Origin of the sequence: Kitasatospora sp. NPDC057940 (genome assembly GCF_042887425.1) — a bacterium.
Taxonomy (GTDB): Bacteria; Actinomycetota; Actinomycetes; order Streptomycetales; family Streptomycetaceae; genus Kitasatospora.
Window position 1 is genome coordinate 40,624 of record NZ_JBHVPH010000037.1, and the last position, 22,431, is coordinate 63,054.

At 72.4% G+C, this 22,431-nt stretch carries 18 protein-coding genes, 1 tRNA gene and 1 rRNA gene; 12 read left to right on the forward strand and 8 right to left on the reverse strand.

Annotated features, from left to right (window positions below):
* Positions 1-30: 30 nt before the first annotated feature.
* On the reverse strand, positions 31-732 hold the full coding sequence (locus ACFVTF_RS34770; RefSeq protein ID WP_387818013.1) for a response regulator: 702 nt from the start codon (positions 730-732) through the stop codon (positions 31-33).
* Positions 729-1,958: a sensor histidine kinase gene (locus tag ACFVTF_RS34775; RefSeq protein WP_387818014.1), complete on the reverse strand. Its 1,230-nt coding sequence runs from the start codon at positions 1,956-1,958 to the stop codon at positions 729-731. The genes ACFVTF_RS34770 and ACFVTF_RS34775 overlap by 4 nt, the downstream gene beginning before the upstream one ends.
* 454 nt (positions 1,959-2,412) lie before the next feature.
* Between ACFVTF_RS34775 and ACFVTF_RS34780 the strand changes: the two genes are divergently transcribed.
* Entirely contained in the window at positions 2,413-4,644 is a 2,232-nt protein-coding gene (locus ACFVTF_RS34780) for an MMPL family transporter (RefSeq protein ID WP_387818015.1), read from the forward strand.
* A gap of 116 nt (positions 4,645-4,760) precedes the next feature.
* A tRNA-Met gene (locus tag ACFVTF_RS34785) sits at positions 4,761-4,834 on the forward strand.
* An 80-nt stretch (positions 4,835-4,914) separates the two neighbouring features.
* Here ACFVTF_RS34785 and ACFVTF_RS34790 read toward each other — a convergent pair.
* On the reverse strand, positions 4,915-5,547 hold the full coding sequence (locus ACFVTF_RS34790; protein ID WP_371523119.1) for a cyclase: 633 nt from the start codon (positions 5,545-5,547) through the stop codon (positions 4,915-4,917).
* A 236-nt stretch (positions 5,548-5,783) separates the two neighbouring features.
* Positions 5,784-6,707, reverse strand: coding sequence for a DUF4436 family protein (locus ACFVTF_RS34795; RefSeq protein WP_387818016.1), 924 nt, complete (start codon positions 6,705-6,707; stop codon positions 5,784-5,786).
* Positions 6,708-7,177: 470 nt separating this feature from the next.
* On the opposite strand from ACFVTF_RS34795, the gene ACFVTF_RS34800 reads away from it, so the two are divergent.
* Both ACFVTF_RS34800 and ACFVTF_RS34805 read left to right on the forward strand, forming a co-directional pair.
* Positions 7,178-8,869, forward strand: coding sequence for a hypothetical protein (locus ACFVTF_RS34800; protein ID WP_387818017.1), 1,692 nt, complete (start codon positions 7,178-7,180; stop codon positions 8,867-8,869).
* Positions 8,870-9,093: 224 nt separating this feature from the next.
* On the forward strand, positions 9,094-10,254 hold the full coding sequence (locus ACFVTF_RS34805; protein ID WP_387818018.1) for an agmatine/peptidylarginine deiminase: 1,161 nt from the start codon (positions 9,094-9,096) through the stop codon (positions 10,252-10,254).
* 211 nt (positions 10,255-10,465) lie between these two features.
* Here ACFVTF_RS34805 and ACFVTF_RS34810 read toward each other — a convergent pair whose 3' ends face one another.
* Both ACFVTF_RS34810 and ACFVTF_RS34815 read right to left on the reverse strand, forming a co-directional pair.
* A complete protein-coding gene (locus tag ACFVTF_RS34810; protein WP_387818019.1) occupies positions 10,466-11,200 on the reverse strand; it encodes an alpha/beta hydrolase in 735 nt (244 codons plus the stop codon).
* A 273-nt stretch (positions 11,201-11,473) separates the two neighbouring features.
* Positions 11,474-12,070 (reverse strand): TetR/AcrR family transcriptional regulator, encoded by a 597-nt coding sequence (locus tag ACFVTF_RS34815; protein WP_331744689.1) that lies wholly within the window; start codon positions 12,068-12,070, stop codon positions 11,474-11,476.
* A 255-nt stretch (positions 12,071-12,325) separates the two neighbouring features.
* Between ACFVTF_RS34815 and ACFVTF_RS34820 the strand changes: the two genes are divergently transcribed.
* The 7 genes from ACFVTF_RS34820 to ACFVTF_RS34850 all read left to right on the forward strand — a co-directional run bounded on the left by ACFVTF_RS34820 (position 12,326) and on the right by ACFVTF_RS34850 (position 20,157).
* The gene (locus tag ACFVTF_RS34820; protein WP_387818020.1) at positions 12,326-13,537 is read left to right on the forward strand and encodes an agmatine/peptidylarginine deiminase; all 1,212 of its coding nucleotides are present in this window, start codon (positions 12,326-12,328) and stop codon (positions 13,535-13,537) included.
* A gap of 108 nt (positions 13,538-13,645) precedes the next feature.
* The gene (locus tag ACFVTF_RS34825) at positions 13,646-14,644 is read left to right on the forward strand and encodes an agmatine/peptidylarginine deiminase (protein WP_387818021.1); all 999 of its coding nucleotides are present in this window, start codon (positions 13,646-13,648) and stop codon (positions 14,642-14,644) included.
* A gap of 137 nt (positions 14,645-14,781) precedes the next feature.
* Positions 14,782-16,440: an ABC transporter substrate-binding protein gene (locus tag ACFVTF_RS34830; protein WP_387818022.1), complete on the forward strand. Its 1,659-nt coding sequence runs from the start codon at positions 14,782-14,784 to the stop codon at positions 16,438-16,440.
* Between the two features lie 73 nt (positions 16,441-16,513).
* Positions 16,514-17,473, forward strand: coding sequence for an ABC transporter permease (locus ACFVTF_RS34835; protein ID WP_387818024.1), 960 nt, complete (start codon positions 16,514-16,516; stop codon positions 17,471-17,473).
* Entirely contained in the window at positions 17,470-18,324 is an 855-nt protein-coding gene (locus tag ACFVTF_RS34840) for an ABC transporter permease (RefSeq protein WP_331744701.1), read from the forward strand. Before ACFVTF_RS34835 ends, ACFVTF_RS34840 begins: the two co-directional genes overlap by 4 nt.
* Entirely contained in the window at positions 18,321-19,310 is a 990-nt protein-coding gene (locus ACFVTF_RS34845; RefSeq protein ID WP_387818025.1) for an ABC transporter ATP-binding protein, read from the forward strand. Before ACFVTF_RS34840 ends, ACFVTF_RS34845 begins: the two co-directional genes overlap by 4 nt.
* A gap of 49 nt (positions 19,311-19,359) precedes the next feature.
* Complete coding sequence (locus ACFVTF_RS34850) at positions 19,360-20,157, forward strand: ABC transporter ATP-binding protein (RefSeq protein ID WP_331745466.1); 798 nt, start codon at positions 19,360-19,362, stop codon at positions 20,155-20,157.
* A 128-nt stretch (positions 20,158-20,285) separates the two neighbouring features.
* Here the strand turns inward: ACFVTF_RS34850 and ACFVTF_RS34855 are convergent, their stop codons facing one another.
* Complete coding sequence (locus ACFVTF_RS34855; RefSeq protein WP_331744706.1) at positions 20,286-20,930, reverse strand: TetR/AcrR family transcriptional regulator; 645 nt, start codon at positions 20,928-20,930, stop codon at positions 20,286-20,288.
* Positions 20,931-21,074: 144 nt separating this feature from the next.
* Between ACFVTF_RS34855 and ACFVTF_RS34860 the strand changes: the two genes are divergently transcribed.
* Positions 21,075-22,256, forward strand: a complete 1,182-nt coding sequence (locus ACFVTF_RS34860; protein ID WP_387818026.1) for an agmatine/peptidylarginine deiminase — start codon at positions 21,075-21,077, stop codon at positions 22,254-22,256.
* An 89-nt stretch (positions 22,257-22,345) separates the two neighbouring features.
* Here the strand turns inward: ACFVTF_RS34860 and rrf are convergent.
* Positions 22,346-22,431 (reverse strand): 5S ribosomal RNA (rrf, locus tag ACFVTF_RS34865); the annotation flags it as partial.

Sequence of the window (22,431 nt, forward strand, 5' to 3'; positions counted from 1 at the left end):
AGTACCTACCGCTGCCGGGATCAGTCCGCCTCAGCCGTCCGCGTTCGCGGACCGGGCCTCGACCAGGCCGGACTCGTAGGCCGCGATCACCGCCTGGGCGCGGTCGCGGACGCTCAGCTTGGCGAAGATGCTGGTGATGTAGTTCTTGACCGTGGAGACGCTGATGCCCATCGCCGACGCGATCTCGGCGTTGTCCAGGCCGGTGGCCAGCAGGTGCCACACCTCGATCTCGCGGGGCGTCAGTTCCCCCAGGGCGGAGATCGGCAACGGCACCGGTGCCGGCGGCAGGCGGGGCGCGGTGACGTACGTGGAGATCAGCCGGGTGAGCAGGCGCGGCGCCACCGCCGCCTCCCCGGTGTGCACGGTGCGCACGGCCGCCGAGAGCTCCTCCGGGGAGACGTCCTTGGGCAGGAACCCGGAGGCGCCGGCGCGCAGGGCGGCGACCACGTACTCGTCCATGTCGAAGGTGCTCAGCGCCAGGACCCGGCAGTCCGGCAGTTCCCGCGTGAGCCGCTCGGTCGCCTGGACGCCGTCGAGCACCGGCATCCGGATGTCCATCACCACGACGTGGGGCCGGTGCCGGTGCGCGAGCTCGACCGCCTGCTGGCCGTCGTCCGCCTCGGCCACCACCTCGAACGCCGGGTCCGGTGCCAGGATCAGGGCCAGGCCCCGTCGCACCAGCGGCTGGTCGTCGGCGATCAGCACCCTGATCCGCTCCGGGGTTCCCGTCATCCGAACCGTTCCTCTCCGTCGGCCGGCGCCACCGGCAGGCTGGCCATCACCCGGAAGCCACCACCGTCCACGGCGCCGGCCACCATGCTGCCGCCCTGCAGCGCGACGCGTTCGCGCATGCCGATCAGACCGTACCCGGTGCGGCCCGCCCTCGCGCCGGCCGCACCTCCCGCTCCCGCCAGGGTGCCCACCAGGGTGTCGGCCGGCGCGGCGGTGCCGTTGTCGGACACCTCGACGGTGATCCGGTCCGGGTGGTACGTCAGCCGGACCCGCGCCTGGGCCCGGCCGGCGTGCTTGCGGGTGTTGGTGAGGGACTCCTGGACGATCCGGAACACCGCCAGGCCGGTGCTCGGCGACAGCGGGCGCTCCTCCCCCACGACGGCGAACTCGGTGGGAAGGCCGCCCCTGCGGGACTCCTCGACGAGCCGTCCGAGGTGCCCGACTCCGGGCTGCGGCTCGGCCGGGGACTCCTCCGGCTCGTCGCCGGCCCGGAGCACGTCGAGCAGTTGGCGCATCTCGCGCAGCGCCATCCGCCCGGAGCCCTCCAGCGTGACGAGGGCTTCGCGCACCACCTCGGTGTCACCCCCGAGGTTGGCTCTGGCACCGCCGGCCATCAGCTGCATGGTGGTGATGTGGTGGGCGACGATGTCGTGCAACTCCCGTGCGATGCGGCGCCGTTCCTGCGCCACCGCGCGGTCGGCCAGCAGCCTGCGCCTGACCTCCACCTCGTGCTGCCAGCGCTTCAGCGCCTCGGCCGCGGCGATGACCAGCGCCGCGGCGAGCACGTTGGCCGCCACTCCGGGGAGCGGAGGCGGCAGCGGGTACCCCCGGCCCAGCAGCGGTACGGCGGCCGCCGCGAGGGCGGCCGGGACCGCCACCACGAGGCCGCGCGAGCGGGCGACCGCGAACAGCGCGATGCAGAGCGTGCAGTTGAAGTGCTGCGGCACCGGCCCGCTCAGGTTCAGGGCCAGGCCGAGGACCAGCACAGCCGTCAGTGACGCCAGCGGGTAGCGGCGCCTGGTGAGCAGCGGCATGGCCCCCAGTACGAGCAGGACCAGCGCCGTCAGGGCGATCGGCTGGCTTCCGTCCGGGCCGCCGATCGAGTAGCCGAGGATGTCCAGGCCGGCGGCCCCGACGGCCACCAGCGCGTCACTGGCCGTCCAGGGCAGGCCGTCGGATCTCGGCGACGGCGGCTGCGGCGGCAGGGGCCGGTCGTGCGTCGACATGCTGGTGGTGGTCCTTTCTGTGGCCGGTCGGCCCCGGCCTTCGCCCGTTCACCGCAGCCGTCGTACCCGGCGAGCCGGCCCTACGGAGGCCTTCGTTCCCCGGGGGGGGCGTGCGCGTCCCGGAAGGGGGCGTCCGCGGTCCATTCTCCCTGCGCACGCCGGCACCGGACCGGCACCCGGGACCGATCCCGGACCAGGACCATGGTCCTGGTCCGGGCCCGGTGGCGAGCCCAGGTCCCGACGGCGTTCTCCTCCCGTGCTCGGACGAGAACGCCCGGTACGCCGTGATGGTCTGGAGACGTGCCGGAAATCCCCGGCGACAGCACCACCGCCGGAGGACATCGTGATCCGCGCCCTGACCGGATTCTCCACCAGAAATCCGTGGAAGGTGATCGCCGTATGGGCGGTCCTGGGAATACTCCTGACCGTCCTGAGCCAGACATTGATCTACCGGGTGACCCAGACACAGACGGCCGACTTCCTGCCGAAGAGCTACGACTCGGCCGCCGCCATGAAGATCGCCCAGGACCGCTTCGGGACGAAGCCCGACGCCAATCCGGTGACCGTCCTGGTCGCGCGGGCCGACGGCGGGGCGCTGACCGCCGCGGACCGGCAGCAGATCGGCGACGGGGCGAAGCGGCTGAGCCGTCTCAAGGTCACCATGCCCACGCCCAAGGACGCCGCGCCCCTTCAGCGGGACTACTCGCAGGTCCCCCAGGTCAGCCCGGCCATGACCGCGCCCGACGGGACCTTCGAGCTGCTCTCCGCCAACCTCACCGGGAACCCCGCCGACCCGGGCCTGGAGAACACCTACCGGGCGTTCCGGGACGGCACCCGGGCTGAGTTCGCCGCCCAGGGGCTGCGGACCGGCTTCACCGGCCCACTCGCCGACCAGGTGGACTCCGCCGACGACGGCAAGACCCTCGCGACCGTCGCGTCCGCCTGCGCCGTCGGCCTGATCATCCTGCTCCACATCCTCGTCTTCCGCAGCGCCCTGGCCGCGCTGCTGCCGCTGATCGCGGTGGCCCTCGTCAGCGGCGTGGCCGCCGGAGCCGTCGTGGGCACCGCCCTGCTCACCGGCATCAAGCTCGACCCGTCCGTGCCGAGCCTGATCGGCGTGGTGCTGCTGGGCATCGGCATCGACTACTTCCTGTTCCTGATGTTCCGCTTCCGCGAGCAGCTGCGGGCCCACCCCGAGCGCCACCACCGCGCCACCGCCGCCGAGGTCAGCCACAGGGTCGGCACCGCGGTCACCTCGGCCGCGCTGACCATCGTCGCCGCCTTCGCCACCCTCGGGGTCGCCAGCTTCGGGCAGTTCCGGGTGCTCGGCCCGGCCGTCGCGGTCTCGGTCCTGGTCATGCTGCTCGCCAGCCTCACCCTGATGCCCGCCGTACTCGCGGCCTGCGGACGCGCACTGTTCTGGCCCTCACGTGCCCTCAGGGCCGTGCCCCGCGACGGCGCCACCGCCCGCTTCGCCGACCTGGTGGCCCGCCGGCCCGTGGTCATGGTCCTCGCCTCGCTCGCCCTCCTGGGCGCCCTGGCCGGCGGGCTCGCCGGGATCAAAATGGACTACGGCCTGGGCGGCGGACCGCGCACCGCCTCCCAGAGCACCGCCGTCGAGATCTCCCGCGCCCTGCCCGCCGGCGTGGCGGACCCGACCAGCGTCTACGTCGAGACCAAGAACGCCGGCCCCCTCGCCCCCGGCGCGCTCTCCCCCGCCGCGCTGGACGGCCTCGCCCAGAGCCTCACCCGGGTCACCGGCGTCGGCCAGGTCGCCAAGCCGGTCCTGAGCGAGGACCGGCAGGCCGCCAGAATCGACCTGTTCCTCACCGCGGACTCGCAGTCCCAGCAGGCCCGCGACCTGGTCTCCGGCCCGATCCGCGCCGCCGTCGCCCAGAGCACACCGGCCGGCCTGAGCGCGCACGTCGGCGGCACCCCGGCCGTCTTCGCCGACGTCTCCACCGCCGTCGGCCGCGACCTGCGGCTGGTCTTCCCGGTCGCGGCGGCACTGATCGGGGTCATCCTCCTCCTGCTGCTGCGCAGCCTGCTCGCGCCGGTCGTCCTGATGCTCTCCGTCGGCCTCGGCTTCGCGGCCACCCTCGGCGCGGCCGCCCTGGTGTTCCAGCACACGATGGGCAAGCCGGGCGTCAACTTCACGCTGCCGCTGGTCCTGTTCCTGTTCGTGGTCGCGCTGGGCACCGACTACAACATCCTGATCAGCGACCGGATCCGGGAGGAGATGGAACACCCCGGGCCGCCCCGGGCCGCCGTCGCGCGCGCCCTCCGGCACACCGCCCCGGCCATCGCGACGGCGGGCCTCGTCCTGGCCGGCTCCTTCGGCAGCCTCGCCGTGACCCCGCAGCCCTCGACCCAGCAGATCGGCTTCGCGACCGCGCTCGGCATCCTGCTCTCCGCGTTCCTGCTGTCCGTCGTCCTGGTGCCCGCCCTGGCCGCGCTCCTCGGCCGCAGCCTGTGGTGGCCCCTGCGCCCGGGCCGTACGACCGGCCGCACCGCCCCCGGACACCCCCGCGCGGAGGCGCCGCAGTCGCCGCAGTCCCAGTCCTGGTCGCAGTGGCCCACCCCGCCGCAGCCGGACGACCACACCTTCTCCTACCCCCAGCCGTACGCACCGCAGGAGGAACAGGGCGCAGCCTCCTCCTGGACCCGGAGCAGCCACCACCCGTAGGAAGCGGGCGGGCTCGGACGACGGCACCGGGCGCAACGGCCGGGTGCCCCGGCACCCGGCCGGCCGGTCACCGATTAGGTGATCGCCGGCCGGTGCCGTACGGTCGGTACCACCGACGCGGGGTGGAGCAGCTCGGTAGCTCGCTGGGCTCATAACCCAGAGGTCGCAGGTTCAAATCCTGTCCCCGCTACTTCCGACACCGGGGCCGGCGCACACTGTGCGCCGGCCCCGGTGCTGTTCTCCCTCGGTCGCCTTCGGTGCGGGCCCCGGTCAGCTCACCGTCGTGGTGCTGAGCGCCTGCGCGGTGGCCGGGTAGCAGGCGGTGGGCACGTCGACGGTGAAGAACGAGACGGGCACGGTCGCCGTGAAGGTCAGCCCCGGGTCCGTGTAGCTCGTACCGGCCACCGAGGTGCTGATGACGCTGCCGGAGGCCCCGGCGGCCAGGTTCAGGGTCAGCGCGGGGAGCGTGAAGGTGCCGCCGCCGCCGACCGACCCGTTCACCGTGAGCACGACGTTGCCGTTGTTCACCGCGACGCTCGCGCTGCCCGAGTAGCCGGAGCCGCCGGTCAGCGACTCGCCGGTCAGCGTGGCGTTCGCGGGGACCGGCACGGTGAGGACGATGTTGCTGATCGACTGGATGCTGTAACCGCCCACCGTGGTGGGCACGGTGAGCGCGTCGGGGGCCAGGGTGACGGTGAACTGGCTGCCGGCCGCGACGGTGGCGGGCGCGGCGGCGTTGACACCGGCGTTGAGGTTGAAGGTCTGTGCCGACCCGATCGGCGGGGTCGCCTGGCAGGCCAGGACGACCGGGGTGTCCGCGGCCGCGGCGGTCGGCGCGAACAGTCCGACCGCGGCCACGCCGCCGGCGAGCACGACCGAGGCACGTCGCAGAGCAGAGGTCATTCCCATGAGGGTTCTCCCGCGAAGCCTGAGGTGGGGGGTGAGGGTGGGGCGCGCGAGCGTCGGGGCGTGGGGTACCTGAGCCGCCCGCCCACCCGGCGGCCCGGCACAGGCCGGGCGAATTCAGCATGGGCGCGTCAGGTGCCCCCAACAATCCTGCTGCGCAAGGCAGTTGCGGCACTTTCCGGCCATTCTCCGCCCGCGCCGCGCCCGGCCCTCACGGCTGGTCGGCAGCGGGCTCACGGCTGGTCGGCGGCGGCCTCGCGTTCGCGGCGCTGGCGGTGTTCGGTGCGGATGCCGCACCAGGCGGTGCAGGCCAGGCTGGCGGCGATGATTCCCTCGGCCCAGAAGAACGCGAGGTAGTCGATCAGCGATCCGATCGGCGGTGAGCCGGGGGCGGCGTTGCGCATGCCGATCAGGGCGAACAGGCTGGCCGCCATCCAGCCCAGGGAGGGCCACACCAGGCCCTCGCGCTTGCGGTAGAGCACCTCGGCGGCGCCGAGGACGGCGAGGGCGATGGCCCACATCGCCGCGATCATGAACCAGGCGAGGATGAAGGTGCTGCGGGAGCGGGTGATCTTCGCGTCCAGGGCCACGGTGCCGGTGGCTCCGGCCGTGGCCTGCGGGCGCAGGACGAAGAACGGGTCGGTGTCGGTGACGACCAGGCCGACCGGCACGGGGGTGGCGCCGCTGGTGGCGGTGAAGCCGGCCTCCATGCGGTAGCGGTCGAAGGGGTAGTCGGTGATGGTGCCGTCGTACATGCTGACGTGGACGAGCTGGGGCGCCGCGGTCTCGCCCTCGGCGGCCCGGATGGTCGTCCTGGGTGTGCCGGTGACGGTGATCTCGACGGGGCGGCTGAAGGCCTGGCCGTCGGCGCCGGCGGCGAGCCTGCCGTGCGGTACGGGCGTGACGTAGAGCGTCAGTTGCTGGGCCGCCGGGTCCACGTCCTGGGCGGTGATGTCCAGTTCGATCCAGTCCTGGGCCGTGGGGATCGCCAGTTCGCGGGTCTGCTCCCGGGTGTTGCGCTCGTTGAGGTACAGCCCGATCCCGCCCCCGCACAGGGCGACGACCATCGCCAGGACGAGGGCGAACCGCCAGCGGTGGCGGGGAGCGCGGTGCGCAACCGGGCTGGTGGCGCTGATGTCATCGGTGGTGACCTGCACGGTCGTCCTTCCTGGGGCTGTGGGGTAGGGCGGCGGCCGACGCGTGCGCGGCGAAAGCCCTGGCGGCCCGCCTCCGTGGGGGGTGGACGGGCCGCCAGGGGGCACGGAGCCCGCGCTGCGGCGGGCTGGTCCTGGAACCGGGTGCCACCGCATCTTTTACCAGACTGAAAATTCAGTCAAATTCAGAGAGCGGCGATCCACGACGCGCACGGTGTCGAGGCCAGGCACCGCACCGCCGGACAGGCCCTGGTGAGGCCGTGGTGAAGGGGCACTACGGGTGCGGGCCGAGGGTGCGCGGGAGGCCAATGGGACTCCATGATTCCGTTTCGGCCAGTGCAGGTCCGGTTCGCGCCGGTCCCGTCGAATCGGGGTTCGAGAGGTGCCGTCCGGCGGGACAGTGCTGTGCTACAGGGGCTGCGCCCGTGGAGGCGGGAGCCCGGACAGCAGACAACAGGGGGTCTTCGGCAGTGGTGGCTTCTCTGAACTACGACATCCTCACCGACCCCGCGCCGCTCCAGGTGCCGGTGGCGGGCGAGGAGTCCGAGGGGGCGGTCTACATCGTCGTCTCCAACCCGACCATGGACGAGGTGATCTGGTACTCCATCGAGGTGCGGGTGCCCTGCGGCCAGCAGGACGGTCATCTGACGGTCGACCCGAAGTCGATCAAGGCGCGGATCGCGCAGAACGACGCGACGAAGACGACGGAGGAGCCGACCGCCGTCTGGAACGACGGCACCGGTGTCCTCACCGTGACCGCCCGGCCCGGCGCGCTGTTCAGGGAGGCCGGCTCCCTGGTCCTGGCGCTGGAGGGCTTCCCGGTCTCCAGCAAGCCGGGGCCGGTCCTGCTCCAGGTGACGGAGCGGGCGGCGAACGGCGCCAGGGTGCAGCGCAACCCCGTCACCCTGAGCCTGCTGAAGCAACTGCCCAAGGTGCCGCGCAACTTCCGCCCGAAGGCGTCCCTGGTGGCCGGAGGCAAGGACGTCGTCCTGCAGTGGGAGGGGCCCGACACCCTCACGTACCAGATCCAGGGGCCGGACGGCCCCCCGGTTTCCGTCCAGCCGAAGAAGGGCGCGACCACTTGGGAGTGGTCGCCGCTGCCGGGTGCGGAGCCGAAGCGGGACGCCACGTACACCCTGACGGCCACGGCCCAGGGCCAGCAGCAGCCGGGGTACTTCCTCACCACCACCGTCCACCTGCGCAGCCCCGAGTTCGAGGCCGTGACCGCGACGGCCGGGGTGCGCACCCCGTGGGTCGGGGGCACCACGGACAAGGGGCGGGTCACCTTCACCCCGCAGGGCGCGCAGGTCCGCGACGACTCCGACACGCCCGGGACCCTCTCGGCCAGCACAGTCGCGGCGAGCACCGTCTCCGCCGGCACCGTCTCGGCCGTCCGGGCGGAGGTCGACGTCGTGGCCGCCGGGTCGGTGCGGGGCCGCGACAGCGACGCCGGGTGGATCGAGTTCCCGTCCGACGGGATCAGGGTCGGCCACGGCGGGGGAAGCGACCTGGGGACCGTCACGGCGGACAAGCTCAGGGTGAGCGGGATCAACACCACCTGGGTGGGCGACCGCGACGGCGCCAAGGGCTGGATCGAGTTCCCGCAGTCCGGGGTGAACATCCGCAAGGACGGAAACCAGAACTGGGGCACCGTCGCGGCCGACAAGGCCGACCTGAACGGCATCAACACCAGGTGGGTCCAGGGCCGCACGGCCGACGACGGATGGATCGAGTTCCCACCCGCCGGGCTGAACGTGTACCAGGGCGCCGGAAGCCACCGGTGGGGAACCGTCGCGGCCGACAAGGCGGACCTCAACGACCTGCTGACCCACCGCGCCCAGGTCAGGGAACGCCTCACGCTCCAGGGCGGGCTGACCGTCGACAACGTGCTGGAGACGCAGGACGGCCCGCCGCGGCTGATCGTCCACGGCCGCCTCGACGCCGAGAGCGAGGTGCTCGCCGCGAGCACGGTCACCGTCGCCGGCGACCTCACCACCAACGGCGTCCTGCGCGTCCAGGGGGATTCGCGGTTCCACGGCAAGGTGAACGCCAACGGGCACCTGTCGGTCCGCACCGGAGACGCCTGGATCGTGCACACGAACGACGGGCAGGTATCGATCAACGGCGACCTGCGGGTCCACGGGGCATTCCGTTCCGACAGCTGACGGCTGACAGCTGACGGCTGACAGCTGACGGGGCGACGGCCGCCCCACCGGAGCACGGGTCCGGTGGGGCGGCCGTCGCAGGTCCCCGTTGCAGGTCTCCGTCGCAGGTCTCCGGCGCCCGTCATCAGCGGACGGGCCGACCTCCAAGCTTGACTGACTTTTCAGTCAATGAAAGTGTTGACGGCGAGCTCGATGTCGGCGCTACCCCTGACCGGAGATTCCCCGTGCCCTACCGTGATCTGTCCCGCCGCACCGTGCTGCGCTCCCTCGGCGGCGCGGGCGTCCTCGCCCTCGGCCTGACCGCCTGCTCGGACCTCGACGAACCCGTCGAGGACGCCACGCAGACCCCGCAGCCGTCCGGGGCCCCGGCGGCGCCCGGCGCGCGCCGCTTCGGCGCCGAATGGGAGAAGCACGTCCGCACCGTGATGTCCTGGCCCGCCTCGGAGAACGTCTGGGGCGACCAGCTCCCCGACGTCCGGAAGGACATCGCCGGCCTGGCGCGGGCCATCGCCGCCCGCGAACCGGTCGTCCTGATGGCCCGCCCCGAGCAGAAGGACGCCGCCCAGAGCGCGTGCGGCTCCGCGGTCGAGGTCGTCCCCATCGCCGTCGACGACCTGTGGGCCCGCGACACCCTGCCGGTGTTCGTCGAGGAGGGCGGCAAGGTCAAGGGCGTCGACTTCAACTTCAACGGCTGGGGCAACAAGCAGCAGCACGCCAACGACGGCAAGATCGCCCGTACCGTCCTGGCCAAGTACGGCGTGGAACGCATCGAGACGAAGCTGGTCGCCGAGGGCGGCTCCTTCGAGACCGACGGCCAGGGCACCCTGCTGGTCACCGAGAGCTCGGTCGTCAACGGCAACCGCAACCCCGGCATGTCCCGCGACCAGGTCGAGGCCGAGCTCAAGAAGGCCCTCGGCGTCACCACCGTGATCTGGCTGGCCGGCGTCAGGGGCAAGGACATCACCGACGCCCACGTCGACTGCCTCACCCGCTTCGCCGCCCCCGGAGTAGTCCTGCTCGACCAGGCCTTCCCCGGTTCACCCGCCGACGTCTGGTCCCGCTCCGCCGACCAGGCCCGCGGCGTCTTCAAGGACGCCGTCGACGCCCGCGGCAAGAAGCTCGACGTCATCGAGCTCCAGCAGCCCGACCCCGACAAAATCACCGGCCGCGGCGACGCCTTCGTCTCCTCCTACATGAACTTCTACGTCGGCTCCAAGGGCGTCTACCTCCCGAAGTTCGGCGACGACCGCGCCGACGTCCGCGCCCAGCAGATCCTCAAGCAGCACTTCCCCGACCGCGAGATCGTCCCCGTCAAGATCGACAACATCGCCGCCGGAGGTGGCGGCATCCACTGCGCCACCCACGACATCCCGGCCGTCGGGTGAACGCGCGGTTCTGCCTGGCACCGGCCGAGGTGCGCGGTCTCCCCGAAGCTCCGCAGAACAGTTGACGGCTTCAGACGGCACGGGCCCCTGCCGAGAGTTCGGCAGGGGCCCACGGCGCGGAGAGCTGTCGACGGCCGGCGGCCATGCCCCCTCGACGAGTGGCAGGCCGCCGGCCTCAGCTATCGTCTGCCGCCGGGCGGACGGCCCGGCCTCACTTCAGGTGTCGGGTGAAGAACTGGGCCGCGGCGTCCCCGGCGAACTGCGGGACGCCGGTGTGCCCGCCCATGTTGGCGTGCAGGGACTTCTCCTTCGAGCCGAAGGCGTCGAACAGGTCCAGGGCCGCCTGCCGGTCGTTCCCCTCGTCGTCCCACTGCAGCAGGACGTGCAGCGGAATGGTGACCTGCCGGGCCTCCTCGAACATGGAGCGGGGCACGAAACTGCCGGCGAACAGAACGGCGGCCGAGATGCGCGGCTCGACCACCGCCAGCCGGACCCCGATGGAGATCACTCCCCCCGAGTACGCGACCGGGCCGCAGACCTCGGGCAGCGCGAGGAGGGCGTCCAGGGCGGCCCGCCATTCCGGGACCGCCTTGTCGACCAGCGGGAGGATGAGGGCGTCGACGATCTCGTCGCTGACCGGCTCGCCGGCCTCCAGCGCCCGGCGCAAATCGGCGCGGGCCTGCTCCACGGCGGGCCAACGAGGCCGGTCGCCGCTTCCGGGGAGTTCGATGGTGGCCGTGGCGAAGCCGTCCGCCGCGGCGTGCCGGGCCCGGGCCACCAGTCGGGGGTACATCCTGCGCAGTCCGAGGGGCGGGTGGCCGAGCAGGATCAGCGGCGTCGGCGCCGGTGCGGATGCGGGCGTCCACAGGATGCCGGGGATCTCGCCGAGGGTGAACTCGCGCTCGAGGACACCGTCGTCGAGGCGCTGTTCAGAAGTGAAATGCATGGTCGTGCCTTTCGGGAGGGCTCGGATACGGCGCTCCCGGACGACCTATCGCCCGACCGTGACCCCGGAGGAGAGCACCCATGTGAATACTGCGTTCACGGGTACCACCTCCTCGTTCTCTCGCACGGCCTCCGGAAACATAGCAGCGGTCGCCTCGTCCGCCAAACGGGTTTCTGCAGGGTCCCTGCGACGGCGGGGCGCACCGATGTCGGCGGCAGGGTGCACCGGCGCCGGCGGCGGGGTGCACCGAACTCCGGGCAGGTGGAGGACCCGTCAGCAGCGGCACCGCACGACGGCCGGCAGCGCCTCCAACTCCACCTCGATCGCCTCCCGGAGTAAGTGCCGCGCGTGCTCCAGCGGCATCGAACCGGTCAGCCAGCGGGCGCTGAGGCCCTCGATCAGGACGGTGAGGCGTTCGGCGGAGGCCGTGTGGGCCGGCGCCGTGGCCTCGGGGCGGGCGCGGCCGAGCAGGTCCGCGACGTCGTGCACCCAGGCGTGGGTGGCGCGTGCCAGCTCCTCCCGGAGATCGGGTTCGAAGACCGCGCTGGCCCTCAACTCCCCCCAGGCCGTGCTGTTCTCCCGCACGTCCGGGGTGTCCTGGAGTTCCAGGAGCAGGACCTGTTCGAGATCGCGCCGGGGATCGTCGGAGTACCCCGCCGAGTCGCCCTCGGCGGTGTAGCGGTCCGCCCGGTCGCTGATGAACTCCAGGGTCTTGCGGAGCAGCCCGGCCCGGTCGGTGAAGTGGTAGTACAGCAGCGAGGTGGACACCCCCGCCTCGGCGGCCAGTTCGCCCACGCGCAGCCCGCGCACGCCACGCCGCGCGATGACGCGGGTGGCGGCGATGAGTATCTCTGTTCGACGATCCGACACAAGCGAGAACCATACCGGGCCGGGGCCTCGCGTGGAGGAATTCCTGATCAAAGTTTCAGGGCCCAACTCCCGTATGGCCAGGCGGGTAGCCCCAGCCCGGGGCTCACGCAGGCTCACGGCGGGCTCTCGGCAGGCACACAGCAGGCCGGTGCGGCAGGGGAATCCGCGATACCGTACGTATCGGGTATTGACTGAATTTTTAGTTGCAGCCAAGATGTGCGTCACCCCACACCTCCCGCCCCCAAGGGAGTCCTCTTGGACACGCCCGTTCCCACCCGTCGCAGCCTGCTCAGATTCAGCGCCGCCGCCCTGCCCGCGGCGGCCCTCGGCACCGCGTTCGCCACGCCGGCGGCCGCCGCAACCGCAGGCGCAACCGCAGGCGCAGCCACGGAAGCAGCCGCAGGCGCCGCCCCGACGCCGTCCGGCGCCACGCTGCGGATGCCCGCCGAGACCGACCGGCACACCCGCACCTTCATGGCCTGGCCCGCCCTGTCCTCGGTCTGGCGCAACCAGCTGTCGGGCGTCCGCCGGGACATCGCGAACGTCGCGTACGAGCTCTCCCGCTACGAGCCGGTCGCGGTGCTGGCCCGCCCCGGGCAGGCCGCCGACGCCCGGTACTCCTGCGGCTCCGGCGCGTACTACGGCATCGAGGTCCTGGAGATCCCGAACGACGACCTGTGGATCCGGGACTTCGGCCCGACCTTCGTCGTCGCGCCCGGCGCCGTCGCCGGGGTGGACACCAACTTCAACGGCTGGGGCAAGCGCGGCACCCCCTACTACCAGCCGTACGCCAACGACGCCGCGGCCGCGGGCACGCTCCTGTCCCAGTACGGGATCGCCCGCGTCCAGGCCCCGTTCGTGGGCGAGGGCGGCTCGCTGGAGACCGACGGGCAGGGCACCCTGCTGGCCACCGAGAGCTCGCTGGTGAACCCCAACCGCAACCCGGGCATGACCCGGGACCAGGTCGAGCAGGCGCTGAAGTCGACGCTCGGCCTGGACAAGGTCATCTGGGTCCCGGGCCTGGCCGGCCAGGACATCACCGACTGCCACATCGACTGCCTGGCCCGCTTCATCTCCCCCGGCCAGGTCATGCTGGACCAGCCCGGCCCGGGCACCGACCCCCGGTGGGTCGCGGTCTACCAGCAGACCAGGCAGGCCCTGCAGAACGCCACCGACGCCCAGGGCCGCCGCCTGACCATCACGGAGCTGCCCGGCCCCGACCGCAACTCCATCCGGGGGACGGGCAAGGACTTCCTGTCCAGCTACACCAACTACTACACCGCCAACGGCGCCGTCCTCGTGCCGCAGTTCGGCGACGGCTACGCGGACGGGGTCGCCTACGCGATCCTCCAGGCCAAGTACCCCGACCGCACCGTCGTCCAGCTCAACATCGACAACATCGCGAGCGGCGGCGGCGGCATCCACTGCTCCACCCAGTCGCAGCCCGCCGTACCGCCCGCCGGCTGAGCTCTGCCGAGCGCGGCCGAGCTACGGCCGGGCCCCCGCCGACCACCTCGGTCGGCCACTCTCGACCCCATCCTGACTGAAAATTAGAACAAGAGAGAAGGATCCGTCATGACGTTCCAGATGCCGGCCGAGTGGACCCCCCACGACGGGTGCCTGATGGCCTGGCCGACCAGGTCGGACCTCTGGGGGGAGACCTTCGAGGAGGCCAAGCGGGAGTACGCCCAGGTCGCCCGCGCGATCGCCGGGTTCGAGCCGGTCACGATGGTCGCGCTGCCGGGCCGGGGCGCCGAGGCGCAGGAGCTGTGCGGGGAGGGCGTCGAGGTCGTCGAACTCCCCATCGACGACTCGTGGTTCCGCGACTCCGGGCCGATCTTCGTCCTCGGCGAGGACGGCCGGCGGGCCGGTGTGGACTTCCGCTTCAACGCCTGGGGCGGCAAGCACCACCCGTACGACACCGACGACCTGATCGCCGGACGGCTGCTGGAGCGCCTGGGCGTCGAGCGCATCGACTCCCGGATGATCCTCGAAGGCGGGGCGATCACCGTCGACGGCGAGGGCACGCTGATCACCACCGAGCAGTGCCTGCTCAACCCGAACCGCAACCCGGGGATGAGCAAGGAGGAGATCGAGGCCGAACTGATCGCGAAGCTCGGCGTCAGCACGATCATCTGGCTGCCGTACGGCGGTCTGCTGGACACCGAGACCGACGGCCACGTGGACGGCGTCTGCGCGTTCGTCGCCCCCGGCAAGGTGATCGTCCAGCTGCCCGCCGACCCCGACCACCCCGACTACGAGCGCATGCGCGCCAACCACGCCGTCCTGGCGGCCGCCACCGACGCCCGGGGCCGCAAGCTGGAGATCCTCGAAGTGCCGCAGAGCGCCTTCGTCGAGGTCAACGGCACCGACGTCGAGGTCGGCTACCTCAACTTCTACATCGCCAACGGCGGCGTCGTCGTCCCGGTCGCCGACGTCCCGGAGGACGAGGGGGCCCTCGCCGCCATCGCGGCCGCCCTGCCCGGGCGCAAGGTCGTCGGGGTCCGCTCCCGGGTGATCGCCTACGGCGGCGGCGGTGTCCACTGCATCACCCAGCAGGTGCCCACCGCCTGAGCCGCCCGCCCCGTTACCCGTAGCCCCGCCCGCAGCCCCGCCCGTCGCGGCGGCCCGGGCAGCGAACCCCCGCTGCCGGGGCCGCCCCCTCCCCCCGCCCGCCGGACCCCCGTTGAGCCTGGAAGAAAGAACCCTCGATGCCACGAAGCCAGCGCCCGGAGCACAGATCCCCGCACCGCCGATACGCCCTGCCGGCCGCCGCCCTGGCAGCCTTCGCCCTGGTCGCCGCCTGCGCCGGGCCGCCGAAGACCGGTGACGGAGGCAGCGGCGACCAGGCGTACAAGCTGTCCGCCGACACCCCGGCCGCCAAGGGCCAGCTCGACTCGTTCAGTTGGGCCGTGTACGCCGAGCCGCCGACCCTCGACTACATCTCGGCGTTCGACTACCCGCAGAACACCATCCTGTCCAACGTGTGCGAGAGCCTGATGCGGTGGACCCCGCAGCTGACCCTGGCTCCCGGGCTCGCGGCGAAGACCACCAGCCCCGACCCCACCACCTGGGTCTACGACCTGCGGCCCGACGTGCACTTCCACGACGGCGGCGTGATGACCGCCGACGACGTGGTGTACAGCCTCGGCCGGCAGATGAACCCCGACAACGCGGCGGCCTGGGCCCAGCAGTTCCAGAACGTCAGCACCGTCACCAAGAGCGGCCCGCTCCAGGTCACCGTCAAACTCAAGCAGCCCGACTCGCAGTTCAACCAGTACATGGCCACGGCCGCGGGCGTCGTCGCGTCCAAGGCCGGCATCGAGGCGGCCGGCAAGGACTACGGCACCTCCGGCAGCCTGGACTGCACCGGCCCCTACCAGCTCGGCTCCTGGAACAAGGGCCAGTCCATCCAGCTGCGGCGCTTCGACGCCTACTGGGGCACCAAGGCCAAGTCCGCGAAGGTCGACTTCCGCTTCCTGACCGACCCCTCGGCGCGCGTCAACGCCATGATCAGCGGTGAGGCGGACGGCGGCTACCTGATCCCGACCGAGAGCTACGACCGCCTGAGCAAGAGCGGCGTGGGCACCCTCTACTTCGGCGAGGGCCTCAGCACCGTCAACGTCAACGTCACCAACATGAAGGGCGTGCTCGGCGACGTCCGCGTCCGCAAGGCACTGTCGCTGGCCCTGGACCGCTCCGGCTTCGTGCGCACCGGACTCGCCGGCGCCGGCAGCGCCACCGGCTCCCTCACCTCCCGCGCGGCCTGGGCCGCGGCGCCGCCGGACGTCAGGAAGGAGGCGTTCGAGGGGCTCACCCCGACCGCCCCGGACATCGACCGGGCCAAGGCCCTGGTCAAGGAGGCCGGCGCCACCGGAAAGACCGTCACGGTCGCGACCAGCTCCATCGGCCAGGACGTCTCGCTGCTGGCCACCGCCGTCCAGTCGGCCGGCGCCAGGATCGGCCTCGACGTCCAGCTCAAGACGATCGCGCCGAACGCCTTCACCGCGCTGTTCACGGACGCGAAGGCGCGCGAGGGCATCGACCTGTTCCCGGAGACGTACTACGACTCCATCACCGACCCGCTGGACCTGCTGGCCAACTTCAAGACCGGCGCCTACCAGAACTTCGCCGGCTACAGCGACCAGGCCTACGACGACCTGGTCGACAAGGCGACCGCCGCCGCCGACCCGGCGGAGCGCTTCACCCTCGAAGCACAGCTCCAGAAGACCGCGTCCGACCAGCTGCTGTGGATCCCGGTCGCCGAGTGGCCCACCGCCGTGTTCCTCAACAAGAGGATCACCGGCGCCCCGACCACCATCTCCTACATGTACTACCCGTGGGCGGCGGACGTGGGTTCGGCCCAGTGACGTCTCCCGGATCCACCGTGCGGCGGCCGGTCCTCCCGGCCGCCGCCCCGCCCCCGGACGTGAGGGCTTCCACGTGAGTTTCCTGCGCTTCACCGCACGACGGCTGGCCGAGATGGCGGCCACCCTCCTCGGCGCCTCCTTCGTGATCTTCGGCGCGATGTACCTGGCCCCGGGCAACCCGGCCAGCTTCCTGCTCTCGGGCCGCTCCGCCTCCCCCGAGGCGCTCAAGGCCATCAACGACCAGTACCACCTGGACGAACCGTTCCTGCTGCAGTACCTGCGCTGGCTCGGCCAGATCGTCCACGGCGACTTCGGCCGCTCCATCACCTACCGCACCGACGTGTCGCGGCTGCTGGCCGACCGGCTGCCCGCCACCCTCCTGCTCGTCACCATGGCGCTGCTCCTGGTCGTCGCCGTCGGCGTGCTCCTCGGCTGGATCGGGGCCGTCCGCGGCGGCGCCGTGGACTCGACCATCCTGGTCGCCACCACCGTGGCCGTCGGCACCCCGTCCTTCGTCGCGGCCGTCCTGCTGCAGGGCCTGTTCGCGGTGAAGCTGGGCTGGTTCCCGACCGGCGGCACCGGCGACGGACTCGGCCAGATGCTGTGGCACCTGGCCCTGCCCGCCGTCGCGCTGGCGCTCTACCTGATCGGCATGCTCGCCCGGGTCACCCGCGCCGCGATGCAGGAGGTCCTCGGCCAGGAGCACGTCACCGTGGCCCGCAGCCGGGGCGTCGCCGAGCACGAGGTGATCCGCCGGCACGTGTTCCGCAACGCCCTGGGCACCGTCCTGACCACGGGAGGCCTGATCGTCTCCACCCTGCTGGTGTGCACCGTCCTGGTCGAGTCCGCGTTCAGCGTCGGCGGCATCGGCCAGCTCCTCGAACTGTCCACCACCACCAAGGACTTCCCCACCGTGCAGGCCATCTCCCTGCTCATGGTGGGGCTGTTCATGGCGGTGAACCTCGTCGTCGACCTGCTGCACCCGCTGGTCGACCCCAGGGTCACCCTCGCGCCGAAGAGGTCCGCCGCATGAGCACCACCGTCCTGCGCCGCCCCGGCCTCGCCCGCCTGCGCACCGCCCGAGCACCCCTGTACCACCTCTGCCTCGGCCTCGTCGCCGTGGTCGTCCTGGTCGCCGTGCTCGCCTCCTGGCTCGCCCCGTACGACCCGAACGCCGTCGACCTGGGCAACGCCCTCGCCGGCCCCTCCGGCGACCACCTGCTCGGCGTCGACGCCGCCGGCCGGGACACCCTGTCCCGGCTGATGCTCGGCGCCCGCACCTCACTGCTCGGCCCGCTCGGGGTGGTCGCCTTCTCCACCGTGGCCGGCGTCGCCATCGGCGTCACCGCGGCCTGGCGCGGCGGCTGGCTCGACTCCGTCCTGTCCCGCTCCACCGAACTGGTCTTCGCCTTCCCCGGCATGCTGCTGGCGATCCTGATCGTCGCCGTCTACGGGGAGGGGCTGATCGCTCCGGTGATCGCCCTCGCCATCGCCTACCTGCCCTACGTCAGCCGCCTCAGCCGCTCACTCGTCCTCGCCGAACGCTCGCGCCCCTACGTCGAGGCCTACCGCGTCCAGGGCCATTCCGGGCTCCAGATCTGCCTGCGCCACATCATCCCCGGCATCGCCCCCGTCGTCCTCGCCCAGTCCACCATCAACTTCGGCTACGCCCTGATCGACCTCGCCGGCCTCTCCTTCCTCGGACTCGGTGTCCCGGCGCTCACCCCCGACTGGGGCCGCATGGTCTTCGACGGCCAGACCGCCATCCAGCACGGCTACCCCCTGTCGGCGATCCTGCCGTGCGTCGCCATCGTGCTGACCGTCGTCGCCTTCAACGTCGTCGGCGAACGCTGGGCCGACCAGGTCGCCAGGAGGGACCGATGAACGTCCTCGACATCCAGGGCCTGCGGCTGCGGCTGCCCGGCACCGCCCGGCCCGTCCTCGACGGCGTCGACCTCACCGTCGCCGCCCGCGAGACCGTCGCCCTCGTCGGCGAATCCGGCTCCGGCAAGAGCCTCACCTCCCGCAGCGTCCTCGGGCTGCTGCCGCGCGGCGCCACCACCGAGGGCGTCGTGCGCGTCAACGGCGACGACGTCCTCACCATGAGCCCCGAGCAGCTGCGCCGGCTGCGCACCGACACCGCGGCCATGGTCTTCCAGGACCCGCGCGCCTCCATCAACCCGCTCCGGCGCATCGGCGACTTCCTCACCGAGACCAGCCGCCGGGGCCCCGGCGGGGCCGACGCCGCCGCCGCACGGGCCGCGGAGATGCTGGCCGCCGTCGGGCTCCCGGAGACCACGCTCGGCAAGTACCCGGGGCAGCTGTCCGGCGGCATGCTGCAACGCGTCATGATCGCGGGGGCGCTGATGGGCGACCCCGCCCTGATCCTCGCCGACGAGGCCACCACCGCGCTGGACGTCACCACCCAGGCCGAGGTCGTCGCCCTCCTCGGCGACCTGCGCGAACGCTTCGGCACCGCGCTGGTCTTCGTCACCCACGACCTCGGACTCGCCGCCGCCATCAGCGACCGCGTCTACGTCATGTACGCGGGGCGGATCGCCGAAACCGGGCCCGCCGAGGCCCTGTTCGAGCGGCCGCGCCACCCCTACACGGCCGCGCTGCTCGCCTCCACCCCCCGCCTGGACTCCCCCCGGGGCCGGCTGGCCGCCATCGGCGGCAGGCCGCCGAGCCTGCGCGAGGACCTGACGGGCTGCCCCTTCGCCGCCCGCTGCCCGCTCGCGACCGAGGTGTGCACCGAGCAGGCGCCGGTCCTGCTGCCGCTCGCCGACGAGCCCGCCCGGCGGGCCGCCTGCCACCACGGCGACCGCGTCGCGGAGGTGACCGCCGATGCCCCGCAGCACCGCCGGTAGCCGCACCACGACCAGCCCCGCCACGACCAGCCCCGGAGGAGAGCCGACGATGCCGAAGACCGTCCTGGAGGCCGTCGGCCTGCACCGCGCCTACGGGAGCGTCCAGGCGGCCGACAACGTCTCGTTCACCCTGGCCGAAGGCGGATCGCTGGGCATCGTCGGCGAGTCCGGGTCGGGCAAGACCACCACCGCCCGGATCGTCGTCGGGCTCGAACGGGCGGACTCCGGACGGGTCCTGGTGCACGGCCGGGACCGCACCGAGCACCGGCGCGGCCGGGCCCACCGGCTGGCCCGCGCCCGCGAGGTCCAGATGGTCTTCCAGGACCCGTACCTGTCCCTCGATCCCCGCACCAGCGTCGGCGCCGCCCTGCGCGAAACGCTCAGGCTGCACTTCCCCGACGCCGACCACCCCCGCCGGATCGCCGAACTCCTCGACCAGGTCGGCCTCGGCGAGCGCGAGGCCGAGGCCCTGCCCCGCCAGCTCTCCGGCGGCCAGCGCCAGCGCGTCGCCATCGCCCGCGCGCTGGCCGTCGAGCCCGCCGTCCTCGTCCTCGACGAGGCGGTGGCCGCCCTCGACGTCTCGGTGCAGGCGCAGATCCTCAACCTGCTCGCCGACATCCGCGAACAGACCGGCATCGGCTACCTGTTCATCACCCACGACCTGGGCGTCGTGCGGTGCGTCACGGACGAGGTGGTCGTGATGCGGCACGGCCGGATCGTCGAGTCCGGCCCCACCGCCGAGGTCCTGGCCCGCCCCCGGCACGCCTACACCCGGCTGCTGCTCGACTCCGTGCCCAGGCCGGGCTGGGACCCGCGGTCCATCGCGGACGCCCGCCGGGCCCTGTAGCCGGGCCCCCGGGCTGCGGGGCTCTCCCGACTGCCGGGGTCCCGCGGGGTCGGCGGACTCCACGGGGCCCCGGTGTCGTCCGGCCGACGGGCGTCCGACGGGCGTCCGACGCCGGGGCGTTGGACGTGCTACGCCGTCCCGGACGGTGCTCCGGCGAGCGCGCGCACCAGCGTCCCCAGCACCGTTGCCGCGTCCACGTCCGAGTCGAGGGACTGGATGGCCGCGAGGCCGTCCACCGCCGCCGCGACCGCCTCGCCCAGGGGCCGCGGGTCGATGCCGCCGCCCCGCTCGTCGGCGAGCACCTGGAAGAGCCGGACGAAGCACGACCGCCAGCGCAGGTACTCCTGCTCCAGACTCCCCCGCACGCGTTCGTCGTTGAGGGCGTGCCAGTGCAGGGCCGCGTGCAGGTGCGACAGGTCCGGGCTCTCGCCCCGGGTCAGCAGGCCGATCACGCGCTCGGCCCGCTCGGCGAAGTCGCCGGGGCCGTCCACCGCCTCCTCCAGCGGGGAGATCCACTCCGGCCGGATGTCCTCGATCACCGCGACGATCAGATCGGTGCGGTCGCGGAAGTGGTAGTGGCACATCCCGTGCGAAACGCCGCACAGCGCGGCGACGTTGCGCGTGGTGAAGCGCCCGGCGCTCTCGCCGGCCAGCAGGGTCCGGGCGGCGGAGACGAGCCGTGACCGGGTCTGCTCCCCCTTGGCCGACGAGCGCGTGCGCCCCTGCGGAACCACGGGGGCCGCCTGAACCTGTTCCTTCTCGCCTGTCGCCATGGCGCAACTCTAGAGCGTGCCCGGCCACGCCCGGGCTCCAGGAATCTCCGTCCGATCCTGCGCAGACAATTGACCGAGCGCTCGGTTAGTTCTACCTTTCAAGTCAATCCCGTTGCCCAGACGGGTAGTTGACCGGAGGACCCGATGAACGATCACGTCCCGAGCAGACCCGGCCTGGACAGACCCGGCCTGGGCAGACGACAGTTCCTCACCGCGGCCGGCCTCACCGCCGCCGGCCTGGCCGTGACGTCGGCGGCAGGCTCCACCGCCGCCGCGGCCGGCCTCCACAGCTCCCGCACCGAGGGCACCGCGCCGGCGGGTGCGTTCGCCGTCCCGATCGACGGCGTGCGGCACACCCGGACCTGGATGGCCTGGCCCGACAGCACCGCGATCTGGCGCAACCAGCTCAGCGGCGTCCAGTCGAACATCGCGCTGATCGCCAAGACCATCGCCAAGTACGAGCCGGTCATCATGTGCGCCAACCCCGCGAGCGCCGCCAAGGCCCGCTCCCTGTGCGGCTCGTCGGTCACCGTGATCACCACGATCCCCGTCGACGACTGCTGGATGCGCGACACCGGCCCGGTCTTCCGCACCAACGGGTCGGGGGCCCTCGACGCCGTCGGCCTCAACTTCAACGGCTGGGGGAACCGGCAGACCCACGCCAACGACGCGCTGGTCGCCGGGCGCATCGCCGCCTACGTCGGGGTGCCGTTCACCGCCGCCGGCCTGATCGCCGAAGGCGGCGCCATCGAACAGGACGGCGCCGGCACCCTGATGGCCACCCGCAGCAGCATCGTCAACGACAACCGCAACCCCGGGATGAGCCAGGCACAGATCGAGACCGCGATGTGCCAGGCCTACGGCGCGTCCAAGGTCATCTGGTTCACCGGCATCAGGAACCAGGACATCACCGACGACCACGTCGACGCCACCTCGCGCTTCCTCGCCCCCGGCGCCGGGCTGGTCCAGATGCCGCTGGCGACCGACACCGACGCGTGGGCCAACGACGCGCGCGAGCAGTACCAGATCCTGTCCGCCGCCACGACGGCCGCAGGCGGTCCGACCTCGGTGACCAAGCTCCAGGGCCCGGACTACTACAAGATCCGCTCCACCAACCAGAACTTCGTCGCCTCCTACGCCAACTACTACGTGTGCAACGGCGCCGTGATCTCCGCCCAGTTCGGTGACAGCACGGCCGACGCCGCCGCCCGGGCGACCCTGGCCCGGCTCTTCCCCGGACGCACCGTCGAGCAGCTCAACATCGACTCCCTCGGCGCCGGCGGCGGCGGCATCCACTGCGTCACCCAGCAACAGCCCGCCGTCTGACATCCGGCGGAGCGGCGCGCACACCGGCACGGCCCACATATGCGAAAAGCCCCCATCCGGAATCCGGATGGGGGCTTTTCTGAATGATTGTTCGGCGGCGTCCTACTCTCCCACAGGGTCCCCCCTGCAGTACCATCGGCGCTGTAAGGCTTAGCTTCCGGGTTCGGAATGTAAC

Bases quoted from the DNA above. Each gene is read 5' to 3' on its own strand.
- ACFVTF_RS34775 (WP_387818014.1), bottom strand. From the start codon at position 1,958: ATGTCGACGCACGACCGGCCCCTGCCGCCGCAGCCGCCGTCGCCGAGA.
- ACFVTF_RS34790 (WP_371523119.1), bottom strand. From the start codon at position 5,547: ATGACCTCTGCTCTGCGACGTGCCTCGGTCGTGCTCGCCGGCGGCGTG.
- ACFVTF_RS34850 (WP_331745466.1), top strand. From the start codon at position 19,360: ATGCCGAAGACCGTCCTGGAGGCCGTCGGCCTGCACCGCGCCTACGGG.
- ACFVTF_RS34810 (WP_387818019.1), bottom strand. From the start codon at position 11,200: ATGCATTTCACTTCTGAACAGCGCCTCGACGACGGTGTCCTCGAGCGC.
- ACFVTF_RS34860 (WP_387818026.1), top strand. From the start codon at position 21,075: ATGAACGATCACGTCCCGAGCAGACCCGGCCTGGACAGACCCGGCCTG.
- ACFVTF_RS34830 (WP_387818022.1), top strand. From the start codon at position 14,782: ATGCCACGAAGCCAGCGCCCGGAGCACAGATCCCCGCACCGCCGATAC.
- ACFVTF_RS34840 (WP_331744701.1), top strand. From the start codon at position 17,470: ATGAGCACCACCGTCCTGCGCCGCCCCGGCCTCGCCCGCCTGCGCACC.
- ACFVTF_RS34825 (WP_387818021.1), top strand. From the start codon at position 13,646: ATGACGTTCCAGATGCCGGCCGAGTGGACCCCCCACGACGGGTGCCTG.
- ACFVTF_RS34845 (WP_387818025.1), top strand. From the start codon at position 18,321: ATGAACGTCCTCGACATCCAGGGCCTGCGGCTGCGGCTGCCCGGCACC.
- ACFVTF_RS34855 (WP_331744706.1), bottom strand. From the start codon at position 20,930: ATGGCGACAGGCGAGAAGGAACAGGTTCAGGCGGCCCCCGTGGTTCCG.
- ACFVTF_RS34770 (WP_387818013.1), bottom strand. From the start codon at position 732: ATGACGGGAACCCCGGAGCGGATCAGGGTGCTGATCGCCGACGACCAG.